Raw genomic sequence first — 23,039 nt, 5'->3', positions numbered from 1 at the left:
CACGGGAAATAACATAATGAATAAGTTACGCCTTTCGAAATTAACCGGAGCAGTTATATTAGCTCTTGGTGTTTCAACAAGTGCTATGGCTGCAGATACCTCATCTTCAATGAGAGGTAAAATCACAACCCCTTCTGGTGAAGCAGCTGCAAATGTTAAAATAAAGGTTATTCACCAACCAACTGGCACAGTCAGTGAGTTAACTACAAATGAAAGCGGTACTTTCATCGCAAATGGTCTACGTGTTGGTGGCCCATACACTGTACTTATCGACTCAGATACACACAGTGACAGCATGGTAGAAAATATCTACCTTGAGCTTGGTGATACTTACCGCTTACAAGAACAACTAAACTCATTAGCAATGGAAAAAATTGAAGTTTCTGGCTATAAAATTGTTCAACAGTCTGGCGGTTCAAGCAGTGTTTTCGGTGAAGACACAATCAATAATATGCCAAGCTTTAATAAAGACATTAAAGATGTCGCAAGATTAAATCCTCTTGCAAGTATTAATGGTGGCGGAGAGCTTACGTTTGCCGGTAATAACCCGCGTACAAATAGCCTGACCGTTGATGGTATTGGCCAAAACGATGACTTCGGCTTAAACTATGGCGGCTACCCTACTGCTCAACCACCTGTTGCACTTGATGCAATCGAGCAAATTTCTGTAGATGTATCACCGTTCTCGGCATCAAAAGGTAACTTTGGTGGTGGTACAATTAATGCTGTTACAAAATCTGGTACTAATGAATTCAAGTTCTCAGGTTTCTACGAAACATCAACACCAGATATGGCGGGTGATGTAAATAATATTTCAGAAGTTTCTGTCGATGGGCGCCCAGTTTTAGACGAAGATGGCCATAAAACATTTGAAATTAACAAGGTTGAACCTACTCAAACAGAAGAACGTTTCGGTTTTAACGTGGGCGGTCCACTAATCAAAGACACGCTTTTCTATTTTGTTAACTACAACAGTTGGAAGAGCGAGCTTGATTTAGATTATGGTTTTGAGGGCTCTGGTGCAACGAACGAATACAATGTAACTGAAGAGCAGTTCAGCAATTTCTTATCTGTATTAGACAATGTATATGGTTTCCAAGACTCTTTAGGTGGCGATCCTGAAGACACAAATGAATCATTACTTGTTAAGCTAAGCTGGAACATCAATGACGCACACCGTCTAGATTTCACATACCAGTGGCAAGATGATCAAGACGAAAAAAACTTCGGCACTGGAGGCAAAACGATATCTCTAGCTTCAAGCCGTTATACATACGCAACTAAGTTCAATAACTTCTCGACAAAACTATACTCAGATTGGAGCGATGTTTTCTCATCAGAGATTGGTATCGCATACAAAGATGTCAGCTCAAACAGCTTAACAAACTCGAATATTGGTAGTGTTAAAGTTGAAGAATACTACCGTGGTCCAGCATATCAGTTTGGTACAGACCAATACCGTCACGCGAATGAGTCATCAACTGAAAACCTAACATTGACATTTGATGGTACTTACCTTCTTGAGGAGCATGAGCTTAACTTTGGTATTCAGTATGAATCACTTAATCTTTATAACTTATTTGCTGCAAATTCATTAGGTTCATGGGAGTTTGATAGTGTTGCTGGTTTTGCAAACCGTGAGGTAGGTAACTTTAATGGTACTTATGACTTCTCTTATGGTAATGCATACACAAACAACGCTGCAGACACAGCATATGATGCAACGCGTAGCCAATTAGCAATCTACCTAGAAGATACTTTTTACATTGGTGACGATTTAGAAGTAAATGCAGGTATTCGTTATGAGCGTTTGGCATCTGACGACAAGCCAACTCTAAATGAAAACTTCGTAGAGACTTATGGTTTTTCAAACCAAGAAAACCTTGATGGTGTAGATATCATCCTACCACGTGTTGGGTTTAAATATTACGCAACAGAAAACCTAACAATCAGCGGTGGTGTAGGTCGTTTCCAGGGTGGTATTCCTAACGTTTGGTATAACAACTCGTACCAAAAAGACGGTATTACTCTTGTTGATGCACCACAATCAGTTATTAATGATTACTACGCAAATAACCCTGCAGATATCACATCTGTGCCAGGTGCAATTCAAGATTCACTGGTTAAAGGTGCGGGTAGCACAAACTACATTGACCCTAATTTTAAACTACCTTCAAGCATCCGTAGCCAAATTGGTTTCGAGTATGACTTTGACTCTGAATTACTTGGTAATGGTTTCAAATGGCAAGCTGAAATTGCTTACCACAAGAAAGAAAACGAAGCGATTTGGCACAACACGGCTATCGTCCCTGTGGGCGTTGCAGCAGATGGCGAGCGTTTAATCCAAGAAAGCATCTACTCAGGTGATTTAGCTGATAACTTCGATATCATGCTTACAAACTCATCTGATGATGGCCGTTCAGTTATCTTCTCAACAGCACTTGCAAAAGAATGGGATAACGGTTTATACATCTCAGCAAGCTATGCACACCAAGATATCACTGAAGCTGCTTCAGGTTCATCTTCGCAAGCACAAAGTAACTACCAGCATAATGTTACTAAAAACCGTAACCAAGACTTAGCACAGCGTGGTGCCTATGAAGTAGAACATAGCTTTAAAGTGAACATCAGCTACCACACTGAATTCTTTAAAGGCTATAACACAAAGTTTGACCTTTACTTTGAGCGTCGTTCAGGTCGCCCTTACAGTCACACAATGGCTTCGTACCAAGACGGTGCGCTAGGTGATTCGCGTGACTTCTACTCAAGCTCTGCATACTTAGCTTATATTCCAACAGGTGCGGATGATCCAAATGTAAACTGGGATGAATCGCAACTTACCTGGGGTGAACTTGAAGCACTACTTGATAGAGCCGGTATTTCTGAGCGAGGTGAAATCTTAGACCGTAATACGGGTACTATGCCTTGGGTTACAACTATGGATATCAGCGTTAAGCAAGAAATCCCAGGTTTCGCTAAAGGTCATAGCGGTGAAGTGTATTTCATGATTGATAACTTTGCTAACTTACTTAATAGCGACTGGGGTATTGAAAAACGTCTTAGCTATCAAGACCAATCAGTTTATGACTTTGGTGGTTTAGATGACCAAGGCCGCTATATAATTCATGAAGCATACAATGGTGCCGATGTAAGAAATTACACTCTAATCGATCAAAGTGCTTCTGCATGGCAAGCTAAAATTGGTATTAGTTACAAGTTCTAATCTATACTATTTAAGCCCGTTTTATTACGGGCTTTTTTATATCTGTAATAAAAATGACACACATTGATTTTAAAAAAGGAAAGGTATTTACACCCAGTAAGTATCGTAATTTAATAACGGGAAACCTCATGAAATCAACATTTAATAAAAGTACACTGGCAATAGCTGTTGCGACATGTTTAACGTTCAGCCATGCTGCAATGGCTAATGAAACCTCGTCTTCTATAAAAGGACAAGTTACAGGCCCAAATGGCAATCCTGCTGCTGGTACGCAAATAACAATAATCCATATCCCTTCAGGCTCAGTTAAAAAAACAACTGTAACAAATGAAGGTAATTTTTCTAGCCAAGGCCTCCGCGTTGGCGGGCCTTACAAAATAATCGTCGATTCTGATCAATATGAAGATCAACAACTTGATGGTATTTATTTGACCCTAGGTCAAGATTATCCTGTGACTGTTAGTTTACAAACACAGCAAATGGAACAAATCGTGGTATCTGGAGCGCCTATAAGCGCACAAACTGGTAGCACAGGCCCTGCAAGTCACTTCTCGCTTGAAGATCTAGAATCTCGCCCTGCCATAAACCGTGATTTAAAAGATATTATTCGCGCCGATCCACGCATCTTTATTGATGAAACAAATGCAAACTCGATTAATTGTGGAGGCGGTAACCCTCGCTTCAACAGCCTAACTGTTGATGGTGTCCGCATGAATGATAACTTCGGTTTAAATTCTAGTGGTTACCCGACTGAACGCATGCCGTTTTCATTCGATTCAATAGACCAAGTGGCCGTTGAACTTGCACCATTTGATGTGCAATACGGTGGTTTTACATCGTGTAATATTAATGCGGTTACAAAGTCAGGCACCAATGAAATTCATGGTGGTTTATTTTACGACTATACCAACGACTCAATGTCTGGCGACTCTATCGAAGGTAAAAAATTTGATACAGGGAACTACACTGAAAAACGTTATGGTTTTAATGTAGGACTACCTTTAATTGAAGATAAATTATTCTTTTTTACTTCTTACGAAAAGCTAGAAGGAGCACAAATCTTTGATTATATTCCTTTTGCTGACAGCCGTATTGACCAAGCAACAATCGATCGAATTACACAAATCTCGATAGATAACTACGACTACGATCCTGGTAGCATGATTCCGAGCCTACCTGTCGAAGACGAAAAGATTTTAGTAAAGCTTGACTGGAACATTAACGATGCCCACCGTGCAAGCCTTGTATATAACTATAATGACGGTTTCTCGCTTGCTCAATCTGATGCAGACTCTGATGAAATTGCTCTTTCAAACCATTTCTATGAGCGTGGTGCAAAACTAGAGTCTTATGTTGCGTCTCTTTACTCTGATTGGACAGATAACTTTTCAACAGAAGTAAGAGTGGGTTATTCAAAACTAGATAACCGCCAACAATCATTGGATGCAGCATCTGGTTTTGGTGAGTTCCGTATCGATACCGGTGATATTGATGTTTATATCGGCCCTGACGACTCACGCCAATCAAATATCCTAAATTATGACAACCTATCACTTAAATTAGGTGGCACATACTATTTAGAAGATCATGAATTATCATTTGGCTATGAGCGTGAAGAACTAGATGTATACAACTTATTTGTTCAACATACTGAGGGCGAATATCGATTTAGTTCAATTGAAGATTTTGAAAATGGTATTGCTCGTGTTTACTATGGCAACGCATCATCACAAAACCCAGACGATGCAGCTGGCGAATTTGCTTACGCTTTGAACACCGTTTACTTTCAAGATAAGTTTGAGCTAATCGACTATGACATTACGATTACGGCAGGTCTTCGTTATGATTGGTATACAAGTAGCGACAAACCAACCCATAACCAAAATTTTGAAGACAGATATGGCTTTTCAAATAGCCAAAACCTTGATGGTATTGACCTTCTTCAACCACGTTTAGGTATCAATTGGATTTATAACGATCAATTAGAGTTACGTGGTGGTTTTGGTCTATATTCTGGTGGTAATCCAAATGTTTGGGTTTCAAACAGCTACTCTAATGACGGTGTAAGAAATATTCAGATTGACCAAAAAGGCCTGCAAATTCTTGGTGATGATGCCATTGCATTTAATGGCGGCGGTAAGCCTGGTTATGACATTCCACAATCTCTTTATGACGAGGTTGGACAAGGTGGTGCAGATGCAAGTGCAAATGTTACAGATCCTGACTTTGAAATTCCTTCAGAATGGAAGTTCTCTTTAGGTGGTACTTACATCACTAGCAATGATTATGTGTTCAATGTTGATTACCTCTACACAGATAAACAAGACTCAGCAATTATTCGCAACATCGCCAACGTACAAACAGACACAGCGCCAGATGGCCGCCCTGTTTACAACGATGTTTTACACCCGCGTGTATCTGACTTTATGCTGACAAATGTAGAAGGCAGTGATGCTTATTCGCATGTACTTTCTTTATCAATGAATAAAGCATTTGATAATGGCATTGATTTAGCACTTTCTTATGCTTATACCGTGGCTAAAGATGTGAGCCCAATGACCAGCTCTGTTGCATTCTCGAATTATCACTTTATTGCAGTGTCTGATTCAGAGAACCCTGGGGTTACAACTTCTAACTATGAAATACCACATCGCTTTACACTGTCTCTAGGTTACAGCCATGAAATATTTGACGGCTATGAAACTAAATTCAATCTATTTGGTCAAGCACAACAAACTAACCCGTACTCTTATACCTTCGATAAAGATTCAAAAGGTTTAGGCTATAATGATGCGAGCCGCCAACTTTTATATGTACCAGAAGTTGATGATGCATCAGTTGTTTATGGCCCTGACTTCGATCAAACCGCCTTTAATAACTGGGTTGAAAGTGAAGGCTTAAAACGAGGTGAAATCCAAAAACGAAATAATATTGATGGCGACTGGTGGGTTACATTTGATCTAAAAGTTGAGCAAGAGTTTATGGGCTTTACACCTGATCAAAAAGGCTCTGCTTATTTTGTAATTAAAAACATTGGTAATCTAATAAACGATGATTGGGGTGTTTTAAAATCAGGTAGTTCATTGCAAAGTGCAGTAACGACAGAACTTGTTGATGGGCAGTATATTTACAACTCTTTCAACAACCCAGCTGGTACAAGCGTACAAACAAAACCCTCACTTTGGGAAATGCGTGTAGGCGTTCGTTACACATTCTAATAACAAGTTAGTCTTGTTATAAAACAAAGCCCGCCCCTACTGGCGGGCTTTTTACGTTTTAAACGTTATTCTTGTTAGTTGCTAATTTATAAATTAAAGAGCCTAAAAGAAAAGCTTATACCATTGCGCTTAATTAAATGAGCTATTCTGAGGCAAAAAGCCTCGATGATAACAAGGCAAAAGTTTCGTTATTTAGGTGTTCTCGGCAATTGCTCCTGCATTGCTCTACCTCCTGCATCCATGCAGTCGTAGAACACAAATTTTAACCTAGGTAGCAACGGTTTAACCCATCAAAATGATTAAGTATGAGTGCGAACAAGTATTAAATAGAATAGAAAAGAGAAGTTGCAGGCCTTAAAGACCTGCATAAATGATTTATTTAAACTGCATAGACCGCAAGGGGGTGAGTGGTGTTGATTGACACATGAACTTCATCATCTGGGCGGACAATCACTTCGTGGCTTACGCGACTTGTCACAACCGTATCACATGCAAGTTTCACTGCACACAAACGGCTGCCACCTTCATAGCGCACCCATGTCACCTTGCCATTGGTTGAACTGGCATTTTGAATAAGATGAACATCATCAGGGCGCAAAAGTACATCAACATCGGCTGAGTCGTGATCTATTTTAATAATAGGCGCATTCCCTAAGTCAGTTGTTGCGATATCACCTAACGACTTTCCAGAAATAAAACTTGCCTCACCAAGAAAACGAGCAACAAAACGATTACTAGGTAAACTAAAACAACGTTCTGGTGTGTCGAGTTGTTGAATAACCCCTTCTTTCAATACACCAACTCTATCACCAATAGATAATGCTTCTTCTTGATCATGCGTAACCCAAATAGCGGGAACACCCGCTTTTTTTAATGCATTGCGAATATCCCATCGCAACGTATCTTTTAATGCCGCGTCAAGGTTTGATAAGGGTTCATCCAATAAAACAAAATCAGGTTCATGCGCAAGTGTACGTGCCAGTGCAACACGTTGCTTCTGACCACCTGATAACGTGGCCGGTTTCTTGTTGCGAAACTTTTCAAGACCCAATAATGCAATCCAATGATCTCCTTTAGCTGAATCTGTCAGTCTAAAACAAATATTTTCTTGCACTGTTAAATGCGGAAATAACGCAAAGTCTTGAAACACCATACCCACTTTACGCTTTTCAGGCGGAACTTTTTGTTTTGGCGTTGCACGCCACGAACCTAAGTTAATTTCACCCTCGCTGATAGGGATAAGCCCTGCGAGTGCTTGTAATATTGTACTTTTACCACAGCCAGTTGGTCCAACTAGCATGAGGATCTCACTTTCGCCTAGTGACAAGTTAAGATCACTTACCACTCGATTGCTACCATAATCGATAGACAGCTTACTAACTGATAGCATTAAACTGATCCTTAATGTTCTAATTGACTGCGTTTTTCACCGGACAGCATTATAGCTAAACCACACGCTGATATCACGACAAGAAGCAAACCTGGAATCGCTGCGCGACCAAAATAGCCCGCTTCATAAACACGCCATAAATACGTAGATAAGGTTTCAAACCCTGTTGGGCCAAGTAACAAAGTAGCCTCAAGCTCACGCATCGATTCTAAGAAAACAAGCGCAGCCCCGGCAATAATACCGCGTAAGGTTAAAGGCAACGTAATGCGTAAAAATGCTTCACGAGGACTTGCTCCTAACACCCTTGCAGACTTAACCAAGCTTGAATCTAAGTGCTCAGTACTGGTGCGTACAGAACCAACTGCTAGCGGTAAAAAACGTAATACATACGCAATGACTAATAAAGCAAGAGTTTGATACAACATTGGTAATTGCAATCCACCATACACCAGCGCAGTTCCCATTACGATACCCGGTATACCAAAACCAAAATAAGTCACGCGCTCCATAATACGTCCCGCTTTACCGGTCAGAGCGGCATGCGCTACGGGCACAGCAACTATTACAGCAACAATGGCAGCTAGGCCCGAGGCGTACGCTGAGTTCCATGCAATACTGAAGTCAAAATTAGCAAAGCCATCACGCGCTAACCACACGCAAAAAATACCGAGCGGTAAGCAAATCGCCAAAATCAAAATGGGTGCAAAAGTTAATAGCATCATGCACTTTTGAGCATTCGTTGGAAATAACATTAATGGCCGACCATGACGCTCTGAGGCCGTTTTTATTTGCGACTCCATAAACAATAAAAAGCCGACAATTACCATTAGTTGCAGTGATAACATTGCCGCGCGACTTAAACCAAACGCGTTATATTCGACATAAATCACACGGGTAAACGTATCAAGTCGCATCATAGCTGGCGTACCAAAGTCCGACAACGTATACAGAGCGACCAGTAAAGAGCCGGCCGCAATCCCATTAACTACTCGCGGTAATATGACTCTAAACACACTCATTGTCATCGACATACCCAAGGTGCGTGCAGCGTTAACCATGCTTGCATCAAGACTGAGCAATGATGAACGTGTAGTCAGCATTACAAATGGAAAGGTATACAACGTCATCACAATCGCTGCACCTGTTAATCCATACATAGGTGGGGTTTGAAACCCTAATAGCTGGTTTATCTCACCACCTGGACCAAACGCTGCGTAGAGCGTAAATGCACCGATGTAGCTTGGTATTGCAAGCGGCGCTGCAAACAACACCAGCCAAAGCTTCTTAAAAGGAAGCTGCACATAGGCACTAATAAATGCCAGAGGAACCCCAATTAAAATTGAGCCTATTACGGTTAACACCATGAGGGATAAGGTGTTACCAAGAATTTTTAAATTATGACTATCAAAAATAGCTGTTGCATCACTGGCTAAGGTGATCAAAATATAAACAGGCGCTAACGCCAAAAGCGCTGCAAGCAGCGCCATAGGATATGAAGCAGGTATGCGCATTATAGAACACCGCTACTTCGCATAAGGTCAAGTGTTGGCCTTAAATCTGCCAATTGTGTTAAATCAACTTTGGGTGGTGATATTGCTGATAAAGCAGGTAAGCCAGAAGGCTGTTCAATCCCTTGAATAAGCGGAATTTCATAGGCCTCGCGAGCAAGGTAGCTTTGTACTTCTGCACTTAATAAATAGCGCATAAAGTTCATTGCATTCGGGTTATCAGTTAATGAAAGTACACCCGAGGCATTAACTAAGCAACCCGCGTCTTGATTTGTGAAGGCAAGATCGAGATTTGCATCAGGTTTGCCCGACTTTAATCTAAGTGTGTAATAGTGATTAGCAAAACCAATATCAACCTCACCACGCTCAACAGCCATCACCACACCTAATTCACCGGCATACGTTTTAGAACGTTTCTGGACTTTTTTAAGCCACTTAGCGGTTTTATCATCGCCTTCAAGAATGCGCATTGCAGTAACAAATGACTGGAATGATGCATAGGCGGGTGCCCAGCCAATTGATAAATCGCTATCGGCTATCGCCATAATGCTATCTGGAATTTGCTCTTTGGTTAGGCGCTTCGTGTTATAGGGTAAGGTGCGGATACGCCCTGTCACGGGTGCCCAACCTGGGTAGCGAAATTGCGGCTGTAATTGCGATTCTAAATCGCCTGGTAACGGTTTGGCGAGTCCCGCATCGGTAATTAAACCAATTGCACCTGAGTCCACAGCCCAAAATAAATCAGCCCGTTTCACGCCTGCTTTTGCTTCAGCAACAATCATATTTCCAAGCGCTGCTGTCGGCCCGCGACGAATTGATAGGTTAAGTTTTGGATTTTTCTTTTCGATTGATTTCAATACGTTTTCGTATAAACCACCTTCACCACGGCCTAGGTATAAAGTCAGATCGCCCTCTAGGGCTGGTAGGTCATTCACTGAAATTGGGCTTACTGGGCTTGCGGCAAAAGCACGAGAAAGAGGTAATGGCATGCTGCCCACTACCCCTAACGCAGCCAGCCCTTGAATAAAGGTTCTGCGTTTCACTAAAATACATCCTTACGTGACTTTTCAGCTTCTTCTAATAGCACTTTAGCGCGATCAAGTTTTTCTTGCATATCAATAACCACATTTCTAACTTGGTCAACGTCTTTTTTGTCTGAAATGGCTTTTGGAAGTGTGACGTTAAAATCTTTTTCAAGTACTTCCACAAGTTTTGCGTCTTTTTCAATAAGAGTACCTTCTACGCCTTCAAATAAGTGAAGGTAAGTATCGTGTACAATTTGAGTCGCTTCGTCGCTTAAACGCTCGGCATATTTTGCGACAACGCGGTCTAATTTATGTTTAATTTCATCAATAGTGGCGCTTTGCGTCATGTTTTCAGAGGCCGTTGCTTTTACCGCTTTCAACAAGCCTTTTTGTTGAAAATCAGCGGCTAATTTAACAGCCCCTAGCCCCTGCCATAGAGCCGCATCTAGTGCCTGCTGGTGTTGACGTACTTCACTTGCAGGTTTTTTATCATCGATGGCCATTTTAATACCATAAATGCTTTGCCAAATAGATGCATAAACTGGAACGTAATTAGTTTCGATGGCACTGTGAAACTTCACTGATTCCCAATACTCAATTAAATCATCGCTTTTAACAGCCTTAGCGCCATTTTTTTCATACTCTGTCACTAAAGCATCCACTTTTGCTATCATCCACTCAACATCATCAGAATAATCTTTTAAGTTTGCTTTAAGGTGATTAACGTGCTCGCCAATTGGGCCATTTGCCAATACTGGTTGCGTAATAAATGCTGATGCTAATACAAGGCTAAGGCCAAAAGTCTTCATTGTGTTTAACGCTAATTTCATAGGGAGAGCATCCAAATTTCTAATTGTAAATGATATCGATTATCATATCCGTATCGATTCACTAAATCAATATGTAGCAGCGCTAAGATTACAGAATTAAACATTTTTATTGAGGCTATCGTAAACTTTATTCAGCGTTGAGATAAAGTTTTCATATTCATGTTCATCTATGTCTTTTAGCATCTCTGCTTGCCAATCTAATGCCACCGGACTAATTTTTTCGACCATATCGCTGCCATCACGTGTTAATGACAGTAAGGTTGCTCTTTTATCGAGTGGATCAGATTGGGCGCTTATAATGTCTCTTTCTAATAAGCGTTTAACCGCTCTTGATACCGTAGACTTATCCATGTGTGCTAAATCACATAACGATTTTGCACTTAGCTGACCGTATTGGGCTAGATTGGCAATAATGCGCCATTGTGGCACGGTTAAGTCAAATTGGCTTTGATATAGCTCACTAAATTGTTCACTCATTTGCGTTGCAATATTGTTGAGTGTGTAGGGCAGAAAACTGTTTAAATCAAATGTCGCTTTCATCTCTTTTGTCATGGCTTTTTTACTGTCAAAAAATATTTACAGAGTTAAATTCTATCCTATTTGAATTTACTCTCACATGAGAGTATCTTACCTAAAACCTTTCAGGAGTCTAGTGATGAATAACAACGAATTACAATATATGACAGGCTTTGGTAATGAATTTGAAACCGAAGCACTGCCGGGTGCATTACCAATTGGTCAGTTCAGCCCACAAAAAGTAAACTACGATTTATACGCTGAGCAATTTAGCACAACGGCTTTTACAGCTCCGCGTGCAGATAATCGCAGAACATGGTTTTATCGTATTCGTCCTTCGGTTGTTCAAGGCGACTATACAGCAATTGATAATGGTTTAATTCGCACTGCACCAATCACCGAAGTACCAACACCACCGACGATGCTACGTTGGGATCCGATTGATTTCCCAACAGAACCGACTGACTTTATAGACGGTCTCGTCACAATGGCGGCAAATGGTAGCGCAAATGCACAAACAGGTATTGGTATTCATATTTATGTCGCTAACAAGTCTATGGATAACCGTTACTTTTACAATGCAGATGGCGAGATGTTGTTTGTTCCTCAACAAGGCGAACTACTGCTTAGAACTGAGTGCGGCAAGTTAACAGTGCGTGCCGGTGAGATTGCCGTTATTCCACGAGGCATTAAGTTTGCAGTTGATTTATTAACGGAGACTGCGCGGGGTTATATTTGTGAAAACTATGGCCATGCGTACATATTGCCTGAGCGTGGTCCAGTTGGTGCAAACGGTTACGCTAATGACCGTGACTTTCACTACCCTGTTGCTGCATTTGAAGATATCGAAGGTCACTTTGAATTAGTTGCGAAATTTAACGGTAACATGTTCCGTTGTGATATTGGTCATTCACCACTCGATGTGGTCGCATGGACGGGTAATAGTGCGCCCTATAAATATGATTTAGCGCGTTTCAATGTCATGAACACCGTAAGCTATGATCACCCAGATCCATCAATTTTTACTGTCCTTACGTCACCTTCAGGTACTGAGGGTGTCGCAAATATAGATTTTGCTATTTTCCCTCCACGATGGATGGTAGCAGAAAACACTTTCCGCCCACCCTATTATCATCGCAATATTATGAGTGAATTTATGGGCTTAATTGAAGGTGTTTACGATGCCAAAGAGCACGGTTTTGTAGCGGGCGGCTCAAGTCTACATAATTGTATGTCACCACATGGACCTGAAGCTGATGTATTTGAAAAAGCATCGAATGCAGATTTACAGCCACAACGCTATGAAAATACACTCGCATTTATGTTTGAATCACGTTACGTTATTTCACCAACAAAATATGCCCTTGAAGGTAAAGAGCGTCAAGCAAACTACACAGATTGTTGGCGAACTATTAAAAAACACTTTACAGGTAAACAGGACGTATAATGAAACTTTATAGCTATTTTCGTTCATCTGCGGCGTACCGCGTTCGTATCGCCCTTAATTTAAAAAACATTGATCATGAACTTGTAACCGTAAATCTATTAAAATCGGAACAGCAAAGCGACGCCTATTTGGCAAAAAACCCACAAGGCCTTTTGCCAGCGTTAGAAACCGATCACGGGGTTTTAGCGCAATCATTAGCTATTTTAGAATGGCTTGAAGAAACCCATACAGAAGTCCCTTTACTGACGGGTGATGCATGGCAAAAAGCACAGATCCGTAATATTTGTTACGCCGTAGCCTGTGATATTCATCCAATTGATAACTTACGCGTTTTAAAATACTTAGCCAATGATCTTGGTGTCGATGATGAGGCTAAGAACACATGGTATAAGCATTGGGTTGAGGTCGGATTCGACAGCATAGAAAAAATGTTAGGTGAGGGTAATCGTTTTTGTGTAGGGAATGAGCCAACCTTAGCTGATGTCTGTTTAGTGCCTCAAGTATTTAATGCACTGCGTTTTAACGTTGATATGAAAAAATATCCAAAAATCGCCGCAGTGTATGAACACTGTAATACACTTGATGCATTTATTGATGCAGCCCCGCAGAATCAACCCGATTCAATATAAATTAAAAGGCCCGATTTAATCGGGCCTTTTGCTGCAAGGATTAGTTAACGGATGATTTATCTTTATTAGGTGAAAGTATCGTATAGTTTGTTGAACTGCTGGTTGTATTAAACAAGCTAGGTGCTCCACTCGACTTCATCGTCTCTGGCATCCAATAATTTTCAGGAATTGTTTCATAGATATTAATCCGTGGAGCAATCACTAAAGAAGGCGCACCTTGGCTATTGTACCAACCATTTTCATCTAACAAATAATAGTCTTTTTCTTTTACGTATAATCGTTCACCGGCAACACCGGGTTGAGATTTTAATATCTCCCATTCACGTTTACGACAAGGTTTAGACATATCATCACTGCATGAAAAATTACCAAAATAGTTAATCGTGACGTCTCTAGATTCTTGCATCCAACCTACATTTACGCCATCTAAGGTATAATCTTGCTCGGTGCCATTGACTAGATTTAAACGGCGACTATCCGTTTTTGTTAACTGAAAGCCAAACACATTAAAGCCATTATCGCTGTTACCTTCATAATAAAACTCAAGCTTGCCATCTTTCCAGTTTGCTTTTGTCCACTGATTTATCATAGTCTGCCAGAAATTGCCGGGCTCATTTGTTACATCAACGGCGGCTGCACTCGTTTCGTCAACCTTAAAGCCATACATAACTTCAGTTGCGATAACAGCGCCCTCTGCGGAGTATGCAACATTCAGTAATTGTAAATCACCATTTAACTGGTCAATAATTCGGCTTTCTTGATATCGCTGATCAGGGAAAGTAACTTTAAGCACACCTTCTTCGATTTGCCACTGAAGTGCTGTCTCTGCATCTTGTAATTTACCCGTATTATCAGCAGAAAAAACGTATGGGTCTAAAACAAATCCGACAACCCCATCATCACTATCACTTTGATAATGTTGTATTGCCCAAGTGCCTCCCATATCTTCAGCTTTAAACGCAAGGTCAGAGCCTGAATATGGCTTTCTCATTGAGACATCTGATTCATTTGAAACGTTAAATTCAGGTGTTTCAATCACATTTTCGCCCAAGTAAATAGGTGTCATTTGAGCCGTTTGTGACATTGTTAAGCGATAACTATCAATGCTCTCACCTTCGACAATCCTTTTAAGCGTCGCTGTTTGAGGTGAGTAGGTGACTTCAACTTGATAAATCCCTGCATTGAAAAGATCATCAACTTGTTGCTGAGAAAGCCCTGCAACGCCGACATCAACAGAAAGGAACCCGATAATGCCCTGACCACTAGTAAAATCAAGTGTGATCACACCTTCAGTAAGTGCCCAATTGTAATTAACAGCGCCACTACTATGAACATATTTGCCCATACCGTTTTCTTCAAATGTGTATTGCTGGCCACCACGTGAAAGGAACCCTTTTGCTGTAGGGTATGTTCTTACATAGTAAGCAGGTAGAGATGATTCATCGACAGGTGGGGTTAGTTCTGGATCTGCTATTATTTTTGCAACTTCATTTTCGATTGCGCCTGGGTTTGATTGCTCAACAGCGGCGACAAACTCGTTATAAGCGTCTGGGTTTTCAATAAGATCAATTAAATTTTCCGTTCCTTCTGGAAGGGTCACTTCATTTTCGGTCGCATATTTCACGACGGCTGCAGCTTCAATCAACACATCTGGATCAACCCCTTTTTCTACCAATGAAAAGCTTTCAAGGTCAGCCGGTGGTATCCCCTCATTTGCCGCTGTAATAAGCGCAACTAACGCCGTAGAAACAGCGCTTAAACTTACCGTATTAGCGCCTTCATCACCATGGGCAAAATTAGCCTTAATTTTGGGTGCTGCTTGTACTTGGGCATTGGCAGTTAAATCGGAAACAAATGCACTGTATTCAAGACTCGAATTAGTCGCAGATATAGCATTAATACGACTAAACAGATTCGTTTCATCATCGTCAACAGTAAACGTAAACGTAAAATCACCGTTAGCATCACTCATTTGTGTGTAATTAGTACCGAGTAAAGTTGCATTAACGGTCGCATTACTAAACTTATCACCCGTAATTGAACCCGCTAAGGTATACGTGTTATCGATACTCGCTATAGTGAAACTTTGTTCTAATTCAGTACTATCGCCTGAATCATCTGTAACTGTTACTTTGAATTTAAGCTCGGTATCTTCGGCAACACTTGGTAAAGTAAATGACACTTGTTGTTCAGTCGCACTGCTCAACGTAACTGTGGGCCCTGCTGTTTGCTCCCAGTTATAACTGCTAATACTGCCATCGTCATCAGTCGCATTTACTGAGAGTGTCGCCATCGACTTTTCTTGTGCAGAGCCAAAGTCTGCAGAGACCTTAGGGGCAACATTATTCAACAAACTCACCGTAATTGATTTTGATGTAGCTTGGCCTGCTGAGTCCGTAGCCGTAAGCGTAAACATAGCTTCTGTGTCGTTATCAAGTGCTGGCGCAATAAAGCTGATAGAGTTTGTGTCTGCTCCCGTTAGCGTAATATTCGGGCCTGAATCTTGTACCCAGTTGTAGCTAATACTCGCGTTATCATCGGTAACCGTTGCTGATAATTCTGTGCTTTCACCCTCTTTTACACTCGCAGTGCTATCAAGTTGAATGACGGGGGGAGTGTCGACGACTTCAGGTTCATTTTCATCATTGTCCGAACCACAGCCAGCTAATAATAAAGTAATTGTACTGCTTAGAAGTGCAAGTTTGAGTTTATTCGTTTTCATCACGAGTCCCTTTATTTAAATAAAATGAATTTAAATGAATGAAAACTGAATGATAGTATGGTTTAGTGAATTTGCCAGTTGACTATTAGCAAAAAACTAATAATAAACTGGCTAAAGTGGGCAGGATTTAGGCTTATCTAAGCAGTTGTGGCTATTTTAAAGCCGAGTGGATCAATGTAACATGTTCTATTAAATCAAGACCTAAATCGGTTAGGTAGCCTCCATCGCTGCTATCAGTAATTCCTTTATCGTATAAGCGCTTCGCTGCATCAATCAGTGAAGAATCTGCATCAGAATGAATCTTAATACCTTGCATTTTTGAATTTCGCGGGAATTTAGCGAGGAGTGTTAATTCGTCAATCATATTTTTATCAAATTGCATATGTTCACCTTTTTATTATTTCCATCATTGTGTTTTTATAGCATATAGACTTAAGCTTAGTGAAGATATTAAAAACTGCTACTGCGGGGTGAAATTTGCTTACACGTATCTCAATCTTTTTATTATTTTTTTTAGTGTTTTCTCATATAGCAACAGCGAAAGACACTCCGTTAGTGGTGCTAGATGGTGACAGTGCATTAACCAACGCAAAGGTATGCTGGTATGAAAATAAACGCTATACCGAGGGTGCGATTATTGCTGTCGCGAACAGCATGCTTATATGCGCTACAAAAACAGACCATCTGTCTAATAGTGATCTCATGTGGTATCGATTGAATGAAAACGGCGATATTATTTACCCTAAGCAGGCGAAAACAATTCGTGTCAATTAGCATCTAGTGACGAGATAGGTTACTATTGCGCGGTAATAAGTAACCTAAGATTTAGTATGGATAATCAACCTAATAATCCTTTGCATGGCGTAAAACTTGCCGATATCGTCACTAAGCTACAAGAAAAATTTGGCTGGGAAGGCCTCGCTGCGCATGTCGATGTTCGCTGCTTTCAAAATGATCCCAGTGTAAAATCAAGTTTAAAATTTTTACGTAAAACGCCCTGGGCACGTGAAAAAGTAGAGCAACTTTATGTCGATACGTTTTTCAATACCCAAGAGGACGATATGGCAACTTTCCAGTGGAAAAGCATTAAAAAATAATTATTCTTCTGCCATTATCACCGAAAGCGATTTCGGTGATATTTCTACAACGATTTCATCAGCTGTTTTCACTTCGCCATCAATTACATAGCTTAATTCATTTTCTGCCGTAACACAGACACGCATAGCATTTGTGTGATGGCTGTTAATTGCAAAACTTGTCTGAGTAATGCTCGAAAAAACCAACTCAGCAATACTCAAGGTACTGGCTTTCGAGTCTGCACTTGGGGTAAGCCAATTAACATCTAGTAACCCATCTTTATGGTCGGGCTGCCCTGCTGATTGCGCTAACAAGGTGGTGAATGGTGCTGCGTTGGCGATAATCAGGCTTGTGGTATGAATTGACTGCGGTTCATTGTTATCAAGTTTTACGGTGTAATCTTGAGCTTCATGCTCGCCGAGCGCGTGCCAAAAACCTTGTAAATAGGCCAATTGCCCCGATTCATTTTTTGCATCACGATGCGCTTTTTCTATCATCTTTTGCTCAAAACCTATCCCTACAAGCAATAGCATACGTTCGCCATTACACAGTGCGGTATCAATACGACTCGCCTGCCCTTCAATAATGAGCTCACAGGCTTGTTCGACAGGAATTATTTTTGACCGAATGCCCATTAAAACATGCGCTAACGCATTTGCTGTACCTAATGGAATGATCCCTAATTTACAGGGGGTATCAACTAACACACTTGCAACCTCTGTCACAGTGCCATCTCCCCCACATGCAATGATTACATCGGGCTGTGATTTAATGGCCTCTTTTGCTAAATCAATGCCACTAATTTCGGCCGTTGTCGTGTGTACTGTTAAATCGTAGTACTGTGATAAACGGGCGGTAATTTGTTTATTTTTAGATTCCCATAATTTCGTGCCCGATACAGGGTTAGCAATAAGTACAGCTTTATTTTTAATTAATAAATCACCGGCTTTATGACGTCTTATTAAATGACGTAATTGACGTTTATTAAGATTTGCAGTCTCACGTGTTTCTTTAATTTGCTCAAGTATCGTGTGCACATCTGCATCTTTGTTTTGACTCAATAAATAAGCAGCCATGACAAATACGGAACGACCACGTCCTAATGCACAATGCACTACAACGCGTCTGTCTTCTTTAATCTGATGATGTATCCAATTAATGGCTTGATTTAATTGTGCGCGGGTTGGCACGCTGTGATCAAGTACTGGAATATTTAGATAACGGATATTTTCTTGAGTAGACGACCATTCTAAGCCATCAAACTCACAGGTTACATCTAAAACGGCTGTGATCCCCATTTCTTTCATACTGTCTATGTCAGATGGAAATAATCGACAAGCCAAAAACAAATGCTCGTTTATTTGTTGAAGTGGCGGCACTTTATCGTGTTTTCTAGACCACGCGTTATAAAGTTGTGCGCCAAGTAAAAATGGAATAAACGCCCACCGTATATACATGGGAATAATGCCATTTTCACGTTTACGGAATATTCGCGCGATATCAAAAAAATAAGCCGCGCTCACTAATAATAATGAAAGCGCTGTCCAATAAAAAAATAGCGCAAAGTACACCGTATCTACACGCAACGCAGCAATAATAAACGCTACGGCTAAAACTAAATAGGTTGATGCTGCCCACATAATCACTCCTTGTTATTGTAATTATTTATACATAGCAAGTTTCACTCCAGAGTTTAAAGTACACCACGCCTTTTGATATACCTTAAATCAATAACTTAGCAGATTTACTATTTATATATAAATAAGTTTAGGACATTTTTTCAATAACATATGAATAACTTACACATTATGAATAACTTGAAACCTATAAATTTGCCAATAAGCACATCCCTGCTAACCTAATTAATAGAAAAGAGGTGGGTTAACATTGATTTCACATCCTTTTTTCTAAAAATAATGTTTCGTGCATCTAAACCGGTGAGTAAACCGTTACTTCTATACAACAAGAAAAACAGGAACTTTATGGACAACGATCAACTATTAGCGTTACTGAGTGCAACAGCGAAAGGTGACAAAAATGCCTTCGCAAGTTTGTACAAATCAACTAGCGCTAAGTTATTTGCCATTAGCTTAAAAATGCTGGGTAATCGGGCTCAGGCTGAAGAAGTATTGCAAGATGCCTTTGTAAAAATTTGGCACAATGCCAGTGACTATCAAGTATCAAAAGGGGCAGTTATGTCATGGATGATAAGCATAGTCAGATACCGTTGCCTCGATTTATTACGCCACCACAAAGTGCGTAAAGAACAGAGCTTAACTGATGAGCAAGAACAAGAAGATTTAACGTCTATTCAAGTTGCTTACGAAGATGATTCAAAGTTGGTCGACTGTATCGAACAACTTGATCCACAGCAAAGACAAGTAATTCACTTGGCTTATTATAAAGGGTTGACTCATCACGAGCTTGTTGATCACATTGCATCCCCTCTTGGTACAGTTAAAAGCTGGATCAGACGTGGGTTACAACAACTACAAAGGTGCCTAACGTTATGAATTATGAAAACCAAACACTTATTGATATGTTAGCAGCCGAGTATGTTCTTGGGACATTAAGAGGCCCCGCTCGCGACCGTTTTGCTCGTTTAATGTTAACCTCTACCCGTGCAAGAGAAGCAACATGGATGTGGGAGCAACATCTCAATAACTTAGCAAGTTCAATTGAGTCTGTGCCACCCGATGAAGCCGTATGGGAAAAAATTGCCAGTCGTATCGACCCCAACGTTGTCCCTTTGCAATTAAAAACCAAAAAGCCACGCTCAACGATACTACAAGCATGGTCACTTATTGCCACCGCTGCGAGCATTGTCCTTGCGCTTATTATTTGGCAGCCTCATGAGTCGGTTACATCGCAAGCGCAACAAATTGCACTTTTTAAGAATCAAGCCGAATCTGCACTTTGGTTTATTGATGTCCAAGACGATAGCCTTGCAATTAAAGCATCGACAGCACTTATACCACGCACAGACAAAGATTATGAGTTATGGATGATTTTAAAAGGGCAAGAAGCGCCCATATCCTTAGGTCTACTGCCCAAGTCAGGCCGAATTGAGCTACCTAAAAATACCCAATTTAATGCGAATGACATTGCACTCCTGGCTGTTAGCTTAGAACCCTTGGGAGGATCGCCTAATGGCTCCCCAACCGAGGTCTTATACACCACCGAATTGGTTATTCTTTAAATCTAAAAGCCGTGCATTGCACGGCTTTTTGCATTTTTGTTAAAAAATTTTCAAATTATTGCATCCAATTAAATTCTTCGCCCGTATTTCACTATGACTTAATTTAAAAACTAAGGAAAAAGTCATGAAGAACGTAACTCCATCTCTAATTGCTATTGTAGTATGTAGTACCCTGTTCAGCTTGCCTACAGAGGCATCTAGTCACCGAGAAGCACCGAACATTACACGCTTCCCAACATTAGACTCAACAGACTTTTACGCGTTTAATAGTTACGAAGAAGGCCGTGGCGATTATGTCACGTTCATCGCAAACTATATTCCACTTCAAGATGCTTACGGCGGTCCAAATTATTTTGCGATGGACCCAGATGCAACCTACAGCATTCATATCGATAATGACGGCGATGCTGTAGAAGATATGACCTTTGCTTTTAATTTCAAAAGCATGTTACCTAATGACAACATGGGTGTTGCTTTAACAGTCGGCCCAGAAGGCAATCAACGCACGGTTGCAGTGCCATTAAAGAATGTCGGCGGTGTAGCGGCCGGTAATAATGCAGCGGTTAACTTTAGCGAGTCATATACAGTGAGCATTGTAAAAGGCCCACAACGTACTGGCTCTAAAACAATGCTAACAAATTCAATGAATAGCAGTAATGAATTTTACAAACCGCTTGATTACATTGGTAACAAAACATTCTCTTCAATGAGTGCTTACAAAGAATACGCTGACCAGTACATTTACAGCGTGGCAATCCCAGGCTGCGACGGTATGGGTAAAGTGTTTGTAGGTCAACGTAAAGACCCATTTGTTGTTAACCTAGGTAAAACTTTTGACCTTGTAAATTATGTCCCTGTCGAAGGTGATAGTGCTCCGGGTGCTGGTGATGGCGGTGGTTTTCCTGGTGGCATCACACAATCAGCTGATAATGACGACCTAGCAATGAAAAATGTGACAGCCATTGCTGTTGAAGTACCTAAAGCCTGTGTGACAGGTGAAGGTAATGGCACGATTGGTAGCTGGACAACAGCAAGTCTTCCGCAAGCGCGTATTTTAAATCCAAATGCGTCATTTGCTAAAACAGCGGTTAACGGTGGTGCATTAACTCAAGTATCACGTTTGGGTAGCCCACTGGTTAATGAACTTGTTATTGGCTTAAAAGACAAAGACACCTTCTCTACCTCAGCACCTGCTGACGATGGTCAATTTGCTGATTATGTAACGCATCCATCACTGCCTGAGCTGCTTAACATCTTATTTAAAGATGCCGTGAACAGCACCTTAGGCACAAATATTGAAACACTCGCGCCGACTAATTTCCCTCGTAATGATTTAGTCACTGCATTTTTAACTGGCTTCCCAGGTGTAAACCAACTAGCCACAGTCACACCGTCTGAAATGCTGCGTCTAAATACAGCGATTGCGGCAACACCGCAAACTGAACAATCAGCATTTGGTGTTGCGGGCGATGACCTTGCAGGTTTCCCTAATGGTCGCCGTCCAGGTGATGACGTGGTTGATATTGCACTGCGTGTCGTAATGGGCCGCTTGTGTTACCCAATCCCAGTAAATGGCACTGACACCGACTTAGGCTTATGTACATCAGACGATGCGAGTGTAGGTAATGTACCGTTCACAGATGGTGCCCCTTTAGATGCAACCATGATGGATGCGAGCTTCCCATACCTTGCGACTCCAATTGCTGGTTCTAAATAAGGAGAGCTACGATGCGTAATTTAAAACGCTCTACAATCACACTGATGATTATGGCTGGTGTTCTTGCAGGCTGTAATGACAGTGATAATGATGACAAAGATGATATGAAGCCTGTTCCAGTTAACAAGGCACCCAGTGCAACTGATGCAATGGTAACAACGCAAACAGAGGTTGTTATCGAAGACATGCTAGAGGGCTCTGACCCTGAAGGTGATGCTCTTACTTACAGTCTTGTATCAGAGCCCACATTAGGCAGTGTGGTTGTGCAAAGTGATGGCAGCTATACCTATACCCCTAATGCAGAGACCACCGGCGCTGATAGCTTCGAATTTGCTGTCAGTGACGGTGTAAACAGCCAAGTAACTGCCACTGTCAGTATTACCATTGAAGCATTACAGGTTGATTTTGCTGCTATTGGCCGTGCTGCATTTAATCAAGCTGCTTCTGACGAACCATTACGCCTCAATGGTCGTGTGTTCTTAAACACCGGTGCTGAAGCAAACTTCGATGATTTAGTTACTGGAAACTAAGGTTTAGA

At 41.0% G+C, this 23,039-nt stretch carries 18 protein-coding genes; 10 read left to right on the top strand and 8 right to left on the bottom strand.

Translation table 11 applies throughout. The features are described from left to right. Positions 1 to 16: 16 nt before the first annotated feature. Both LPA49_RS08140 and LPA49_RS08135 read left to right on the top strand, forming a co-directional pair. Positions 17 to 3,223, top strand: coding sequence for a TonB-dependent receptor (locus tag LPA49_RS08140; RefSeq protein WP_199525172.1), 3,207 nt, complete (start codon positions 17 to 19; stop codon positions 3,221 to 3,223). A gap of 128 nt (positions 3,224 to 3,351) precedes the next feature. After that, positions 3,352 to 6,441 (top strand): TonB-dependent receptor, encoded by a 3,090-nt coding sequence (locus LPA49_RS08135; RefSeq protein WP_199525171.1) that lies wholly within the window; start codon positions 3,352 to 3,354, stop codon positions 6,439 to 6,441. A 379-nt stretch (positions 6,442 to 6,820) separates the two neighbouring features. Here the strand turns inward: LPA49_RS08135 and LPA49_RS08130 are convergent, their stop codons facing one another. From LPA49_RS08130 to LPA49_RS08110, 5 genes are all read right to left on the bottom strand, one after another. After that, complete coding sequence (locus tag LPA49_RS08130; RefSeq protein WP_075593341.1) at positions 6,821 to 7,831, bottom strand: ABC transporter ATP-binding protein; 1,011 nt, start codon at positions 7,829 to 7,831, stop codon at positions 6,821 to 6,823. 11 nt (positions 7,832 to 7,842) lie between these two features. Further along, entirely contained in the window at positions 7,843 to 9,342 is a 1,500-nt protein-coding gene (locus LPA49_RS08125; RefSeq protein ID WP_230236332.1) for an iron ABC transporter permease, read from the bottom strand. Beyond that, positions 9,342 to 10,382, bottom strand: coding sequence for an extracellular solute-binding protein (locus tag LPA49_RS08120; RefSeq protein WP_118844956.1), 1,041 nt, complete (start codon positions 10,380 to 10,382; stop codon positions 9,342 to 9,344). The genes LPA49_RS08125 and LPA49_RS08120 overlap by 1 nt, the downstream gene beginning before the upstream one ends. Next, positions 10,382 to 11,194 carry a hypothetical protein gene (locus tag LPA49_RS08115; protein ID WP_036972731.1) on the bottom strand — a complete coding sequence of 271 codons (813 nt, stop codon included), beginning with the start codon at positions 11,192 to 11,194 and terminating at the stop codon, positions 10,382 to 10,384. The genes LPA49_RS08120 and LPA49_RS08115 overlap by 1 nt, the downstream gene beginning before the upstream one ends. 96 nt (positions 11,195 to 11,290) lie before the next feature. Continuing rightward, entirely contained in the window at positions 11,291 to 11,746 is a 456-nt protein-coding gene (locus tag LPA49_RS08110) for a MarR family winged helix-turn-helix transcriptional regulator (protein ID WP_230236330.1), read from the bottom strand. A gap of 103 nt (positions 11,747 to 11,849) precedes the next feature. On the opposite strand from LPA49_RS08110, the gene hmgA reads away from it, so the two are divergent. Continuing rightward, complete coding sequence (gene hmgA / locus LPA49_RS08105) at positions 11,850 to 13,157, top strand: homogentisate 1,2-dioxygenase (RefSeq protein ID WP_230236328.1); 1,308 nt, start codon at positions 11,850 to 11,852, stop codon at positions 13,155 to 13,157. Next, a complete protein-coding gene (gene maiA / locus LPA49_RS08100; RefSeq protein ID WP_230236326.1) occupies positions 13,157 to 13,786 on the top strand; it encodes a maleylacetoacetate isomerase in 630 nt (209 codons plus the stop codon). The genes hmgA and maiA overlap by 1 nt, the downstream gene beginning before the upstream one ends. Positions 13,787 to 13,826: 40 nt before the next feature. On the opposite strand, the gene LPA49_RS08095 is transcribed toward maiA, so the two are convergent. Beyond that, entirely contained in the window at positions 13,827 to 16,508 is a 2,682-nt protein-coding gene (locus tag LPA49_RS08095; RefSeq protein WP_075593338.1) for a hypothetical protein, read from the bottom strand. A gap of 151 nt (positions 16,509 to 16,659) precedes the next feature. Beyond that, on the bottom strand, positions 16,660 to 16,890 hold the full coding sequence (locus tag LPA49_RS08090; protein WP_036972742.1) for a TIGR02647 family protein: 231 nt from the start codon (positions 16,888 to 16,890) through the stop codon (positions 16,660 to 16,662). A gap of 95 nt (positions 16,891 to 16,985) precedes the next feature. Here LPA49_RS08090 and LPA49_RS08085 point away from each other — a divergent pair, with 95 nt between their 5' ends. Continuing rightward, positions 16,986 to 17,282, top strand: a complete 297-nt coding sequence (locus LPA49_RS08085) for a DUF1496 domain-containing protein (protein ID WP_051501899.1) — start codon at positions 16,986 to 16,988, stop codon at positions 17,280 to 17,282. Between the two features lie 56 nt (positions 17,283 to 17,338). Further along, positions 17,339 to 17,605, top strand: a complete 267-nt coding sequence (locus LPA49_RS08080) for a VF530 family DNA-binding protein (protein WP_036972744.1) — start codon at positions 17,339 to 17,341, stop codon at positions 17,603 to 17,605. Here the strand turns inward: LPA49_RS08080 and LPA49_RS08075 are convergent, their stop codons facing one another. Further along, positions 17,606 to 19,225, bottom strand: coding sequence for a diacylglycerol kinase family protein (locus LPA49_RS08075; protein WP_118844951.1), 1,620 nt, complete (start codon positions 19,223 to 19,225; stop codon positions 17,606 to 17,608). It abuts the gene before it with no gap. Positions 19,226 to 19,567: 342 nt separating this feature from the next. On the opposite strand from LPA49_RS08075, the gene LPA49_RS08070 reads away from it, so the two are divergent. From LPA49_RS08070 to LPA49_RS08055, 4 genes are all read left to right on the top strand, one after another. Next, on the top strand, positions 19,568 to 20,098 hold the full coding sequence (locus LPA49_RS08070; protein WP_036972749.1) for a sigma-70 family RNA polymerase sigma factor: 531 nt from the start codon (positions 19,568 to 19,570) through the stop codon (positions 20,096 to 20,098). Beyond that, positions 20,095 to 20,784, top strand: coding sequence for an anti-sigma factor (locus tag LPA49_RS08065; protein ID WP_074989144.1), 690 nt, complete (start codon positions 20,095 to 20,097; stop codon positions 20,782 to 20,784). Before LPA49_RS08070 ends, LPA49_RS08065 begins: the two co-directional genes overlap by 4 nt. 124 nt (positions 20,785 to 20,908) lie before the next feature. Beyond that, positions 20,909 to 22,501 (top strand): DUF4331 domain-containing protein, encoded by a 1,593-nt coding sequence (locus LPA49_RS08060; protein ID WP_065979149.1) that lies wholly within the window; start codon positions 20,909 to 20,911, stop codon positions 22,499 to 22,501. An 11-nt stretch (positions 22,502 to 22,512) separates the two neighbouring features. Beyond that, positions 22,513 to 23,031, top strand: coding sequence for an Ig-like domain-containing protein (locus tag LPA49_RS08055; RefSeq protein ID WP_065979148.1), 519 nt, complete (start codon positions 22,513 to 22,515; stop codon positions 23,029 to 23,031). Positions 23,032 to 23,039 lie beyond the last annotated feature (8 nt).

It is taken from the genome of Pseudoalteromonas sp. MB41, from assembly GCF_020966275.1.
Classification (GTDB): domain Bacteria; phylum Pseudomonadota; class Gammaproteobacteria; order Enterobacterales; family Alteromonadaceae; genus Pseudoalteromonas; species Pseudoalteromonas lipolytica.
This window is presented reverse-complemented; position numbering and strand designations above follow the sequence as displayed.

Excerpts from the sequence above, each read along its gene's own strand:
- LPA49_RS08130 (WP_075593341.1), bottom strand. The coding sequence starts at position 7,831 with ATGCTATCAGTTAGTAAGCTGTCTATCGATTATGGTAGCAATCGAGTG.
- LPA49_RS08065 (WP_074989144.1), top strand. The coding sequence starts at position 20,095 with ATGAATTATGAAAACCAAACACTTATTGATATGTTAGCAGCCGAGTAT.
- LPA49_RS08080 (WP_036972744.1), top strand. The coding sequence starts at position 17,339 with ATGGATAATCAACCTAATAATCCTTTGCATGGCGTAAAACTTGCCGAT.
- maiA (WP_230236326.1), top strand. The coding sequence starts at position 13,157 with ATGAAACTTTATAGCTATTTTCGTTCATCTGCGGCGTACCGCGTTCGT.
- LPA49_RS08070 (WP_036972749.1), top strand. The coding sequence starts at position 19,568 with ATGGACAACGATCAACTATTAGCGTTACTGAGTGCAACAGCGAAAGGT.
- LPA49_RS08110 (WP_230236330.1), bottom strand. The coding sequence starts at position 11,746 with ATGACAAAAGAGATGAAAGCGACATTTGATTTAAACAGTTTTCTGCCC.
- LPA49_RS08060 (WP_065979149.1), top strand. The coding sequence starts at position 20,909 with ATGAAGAACGTAACTCCATCTCTAATTGCTATTGTAGTATGTAGTACC.
- LPA49_RS08090 (WP_036972742.1), bottom strand. The coding sequence starts at position 16,890 with ATGCAATTTGATAAAAATATGATTGACGAATTAACACTCCTCGCTAAA.
- hmgA (WP_230236328.1), top strand. The coding sequence starts at position 11,850 with ATGAATAACAACGAATTACAATATATGACAGGCTTTGGTAATGAATTT.
- LPA49_RS08095 (WP_075593338.1), bottom strand. The coding sequence starts at position 16,508 with ATGAAAACGAATAAACTCAAACTTGCACTTCTAAGCAGTACAATTACT.
- LPA49_RS08055 (WP_065979148.1), top strand. The coding sequence starts at position 22,513 with ATGCGTAATTTAAAACGCTCTACAATCACACTGATGATTATGGCTGGT.
- LPA49_RS08135 (WP_199525171.1), top strand. The coding sequence starts at position 3,352 with ATGAAATCAACATTTAATAAAAGTACACTGGCAATAGCTGTTGCGACA.
- LPA49_RS08125 (WP_230236332.1), bottom strand. The coding sequence starts at position 9,342 with ATGCGCATACCTGCTTCATATCCTATGGCGCTGCTTGCAGCGCTTTTG.
- LPA49_RS08075 (WP_118844951.1), bottom strand. The coding sequence starts at position 19,225 with ATGTGGGCAGCATCAACCTATTTAGTTTTAGCCGTAGCGTTTATTATT.
- LPA49_RS08115 (WP_036972731.1), bottom strand. The coding sequence starts at position 11,194 with ATGAAATTAGCGTTAAACACAATGAAGACTTTTGGCCTTAGCCTTGTA.
- LPA49_RS08140 (WP_199525172.1), top strand. The coding sequence starts at position 17 with ATGAATAAGTTACGCCTTTCGAAATTAACCGGAGCAGTTATATTAGCT.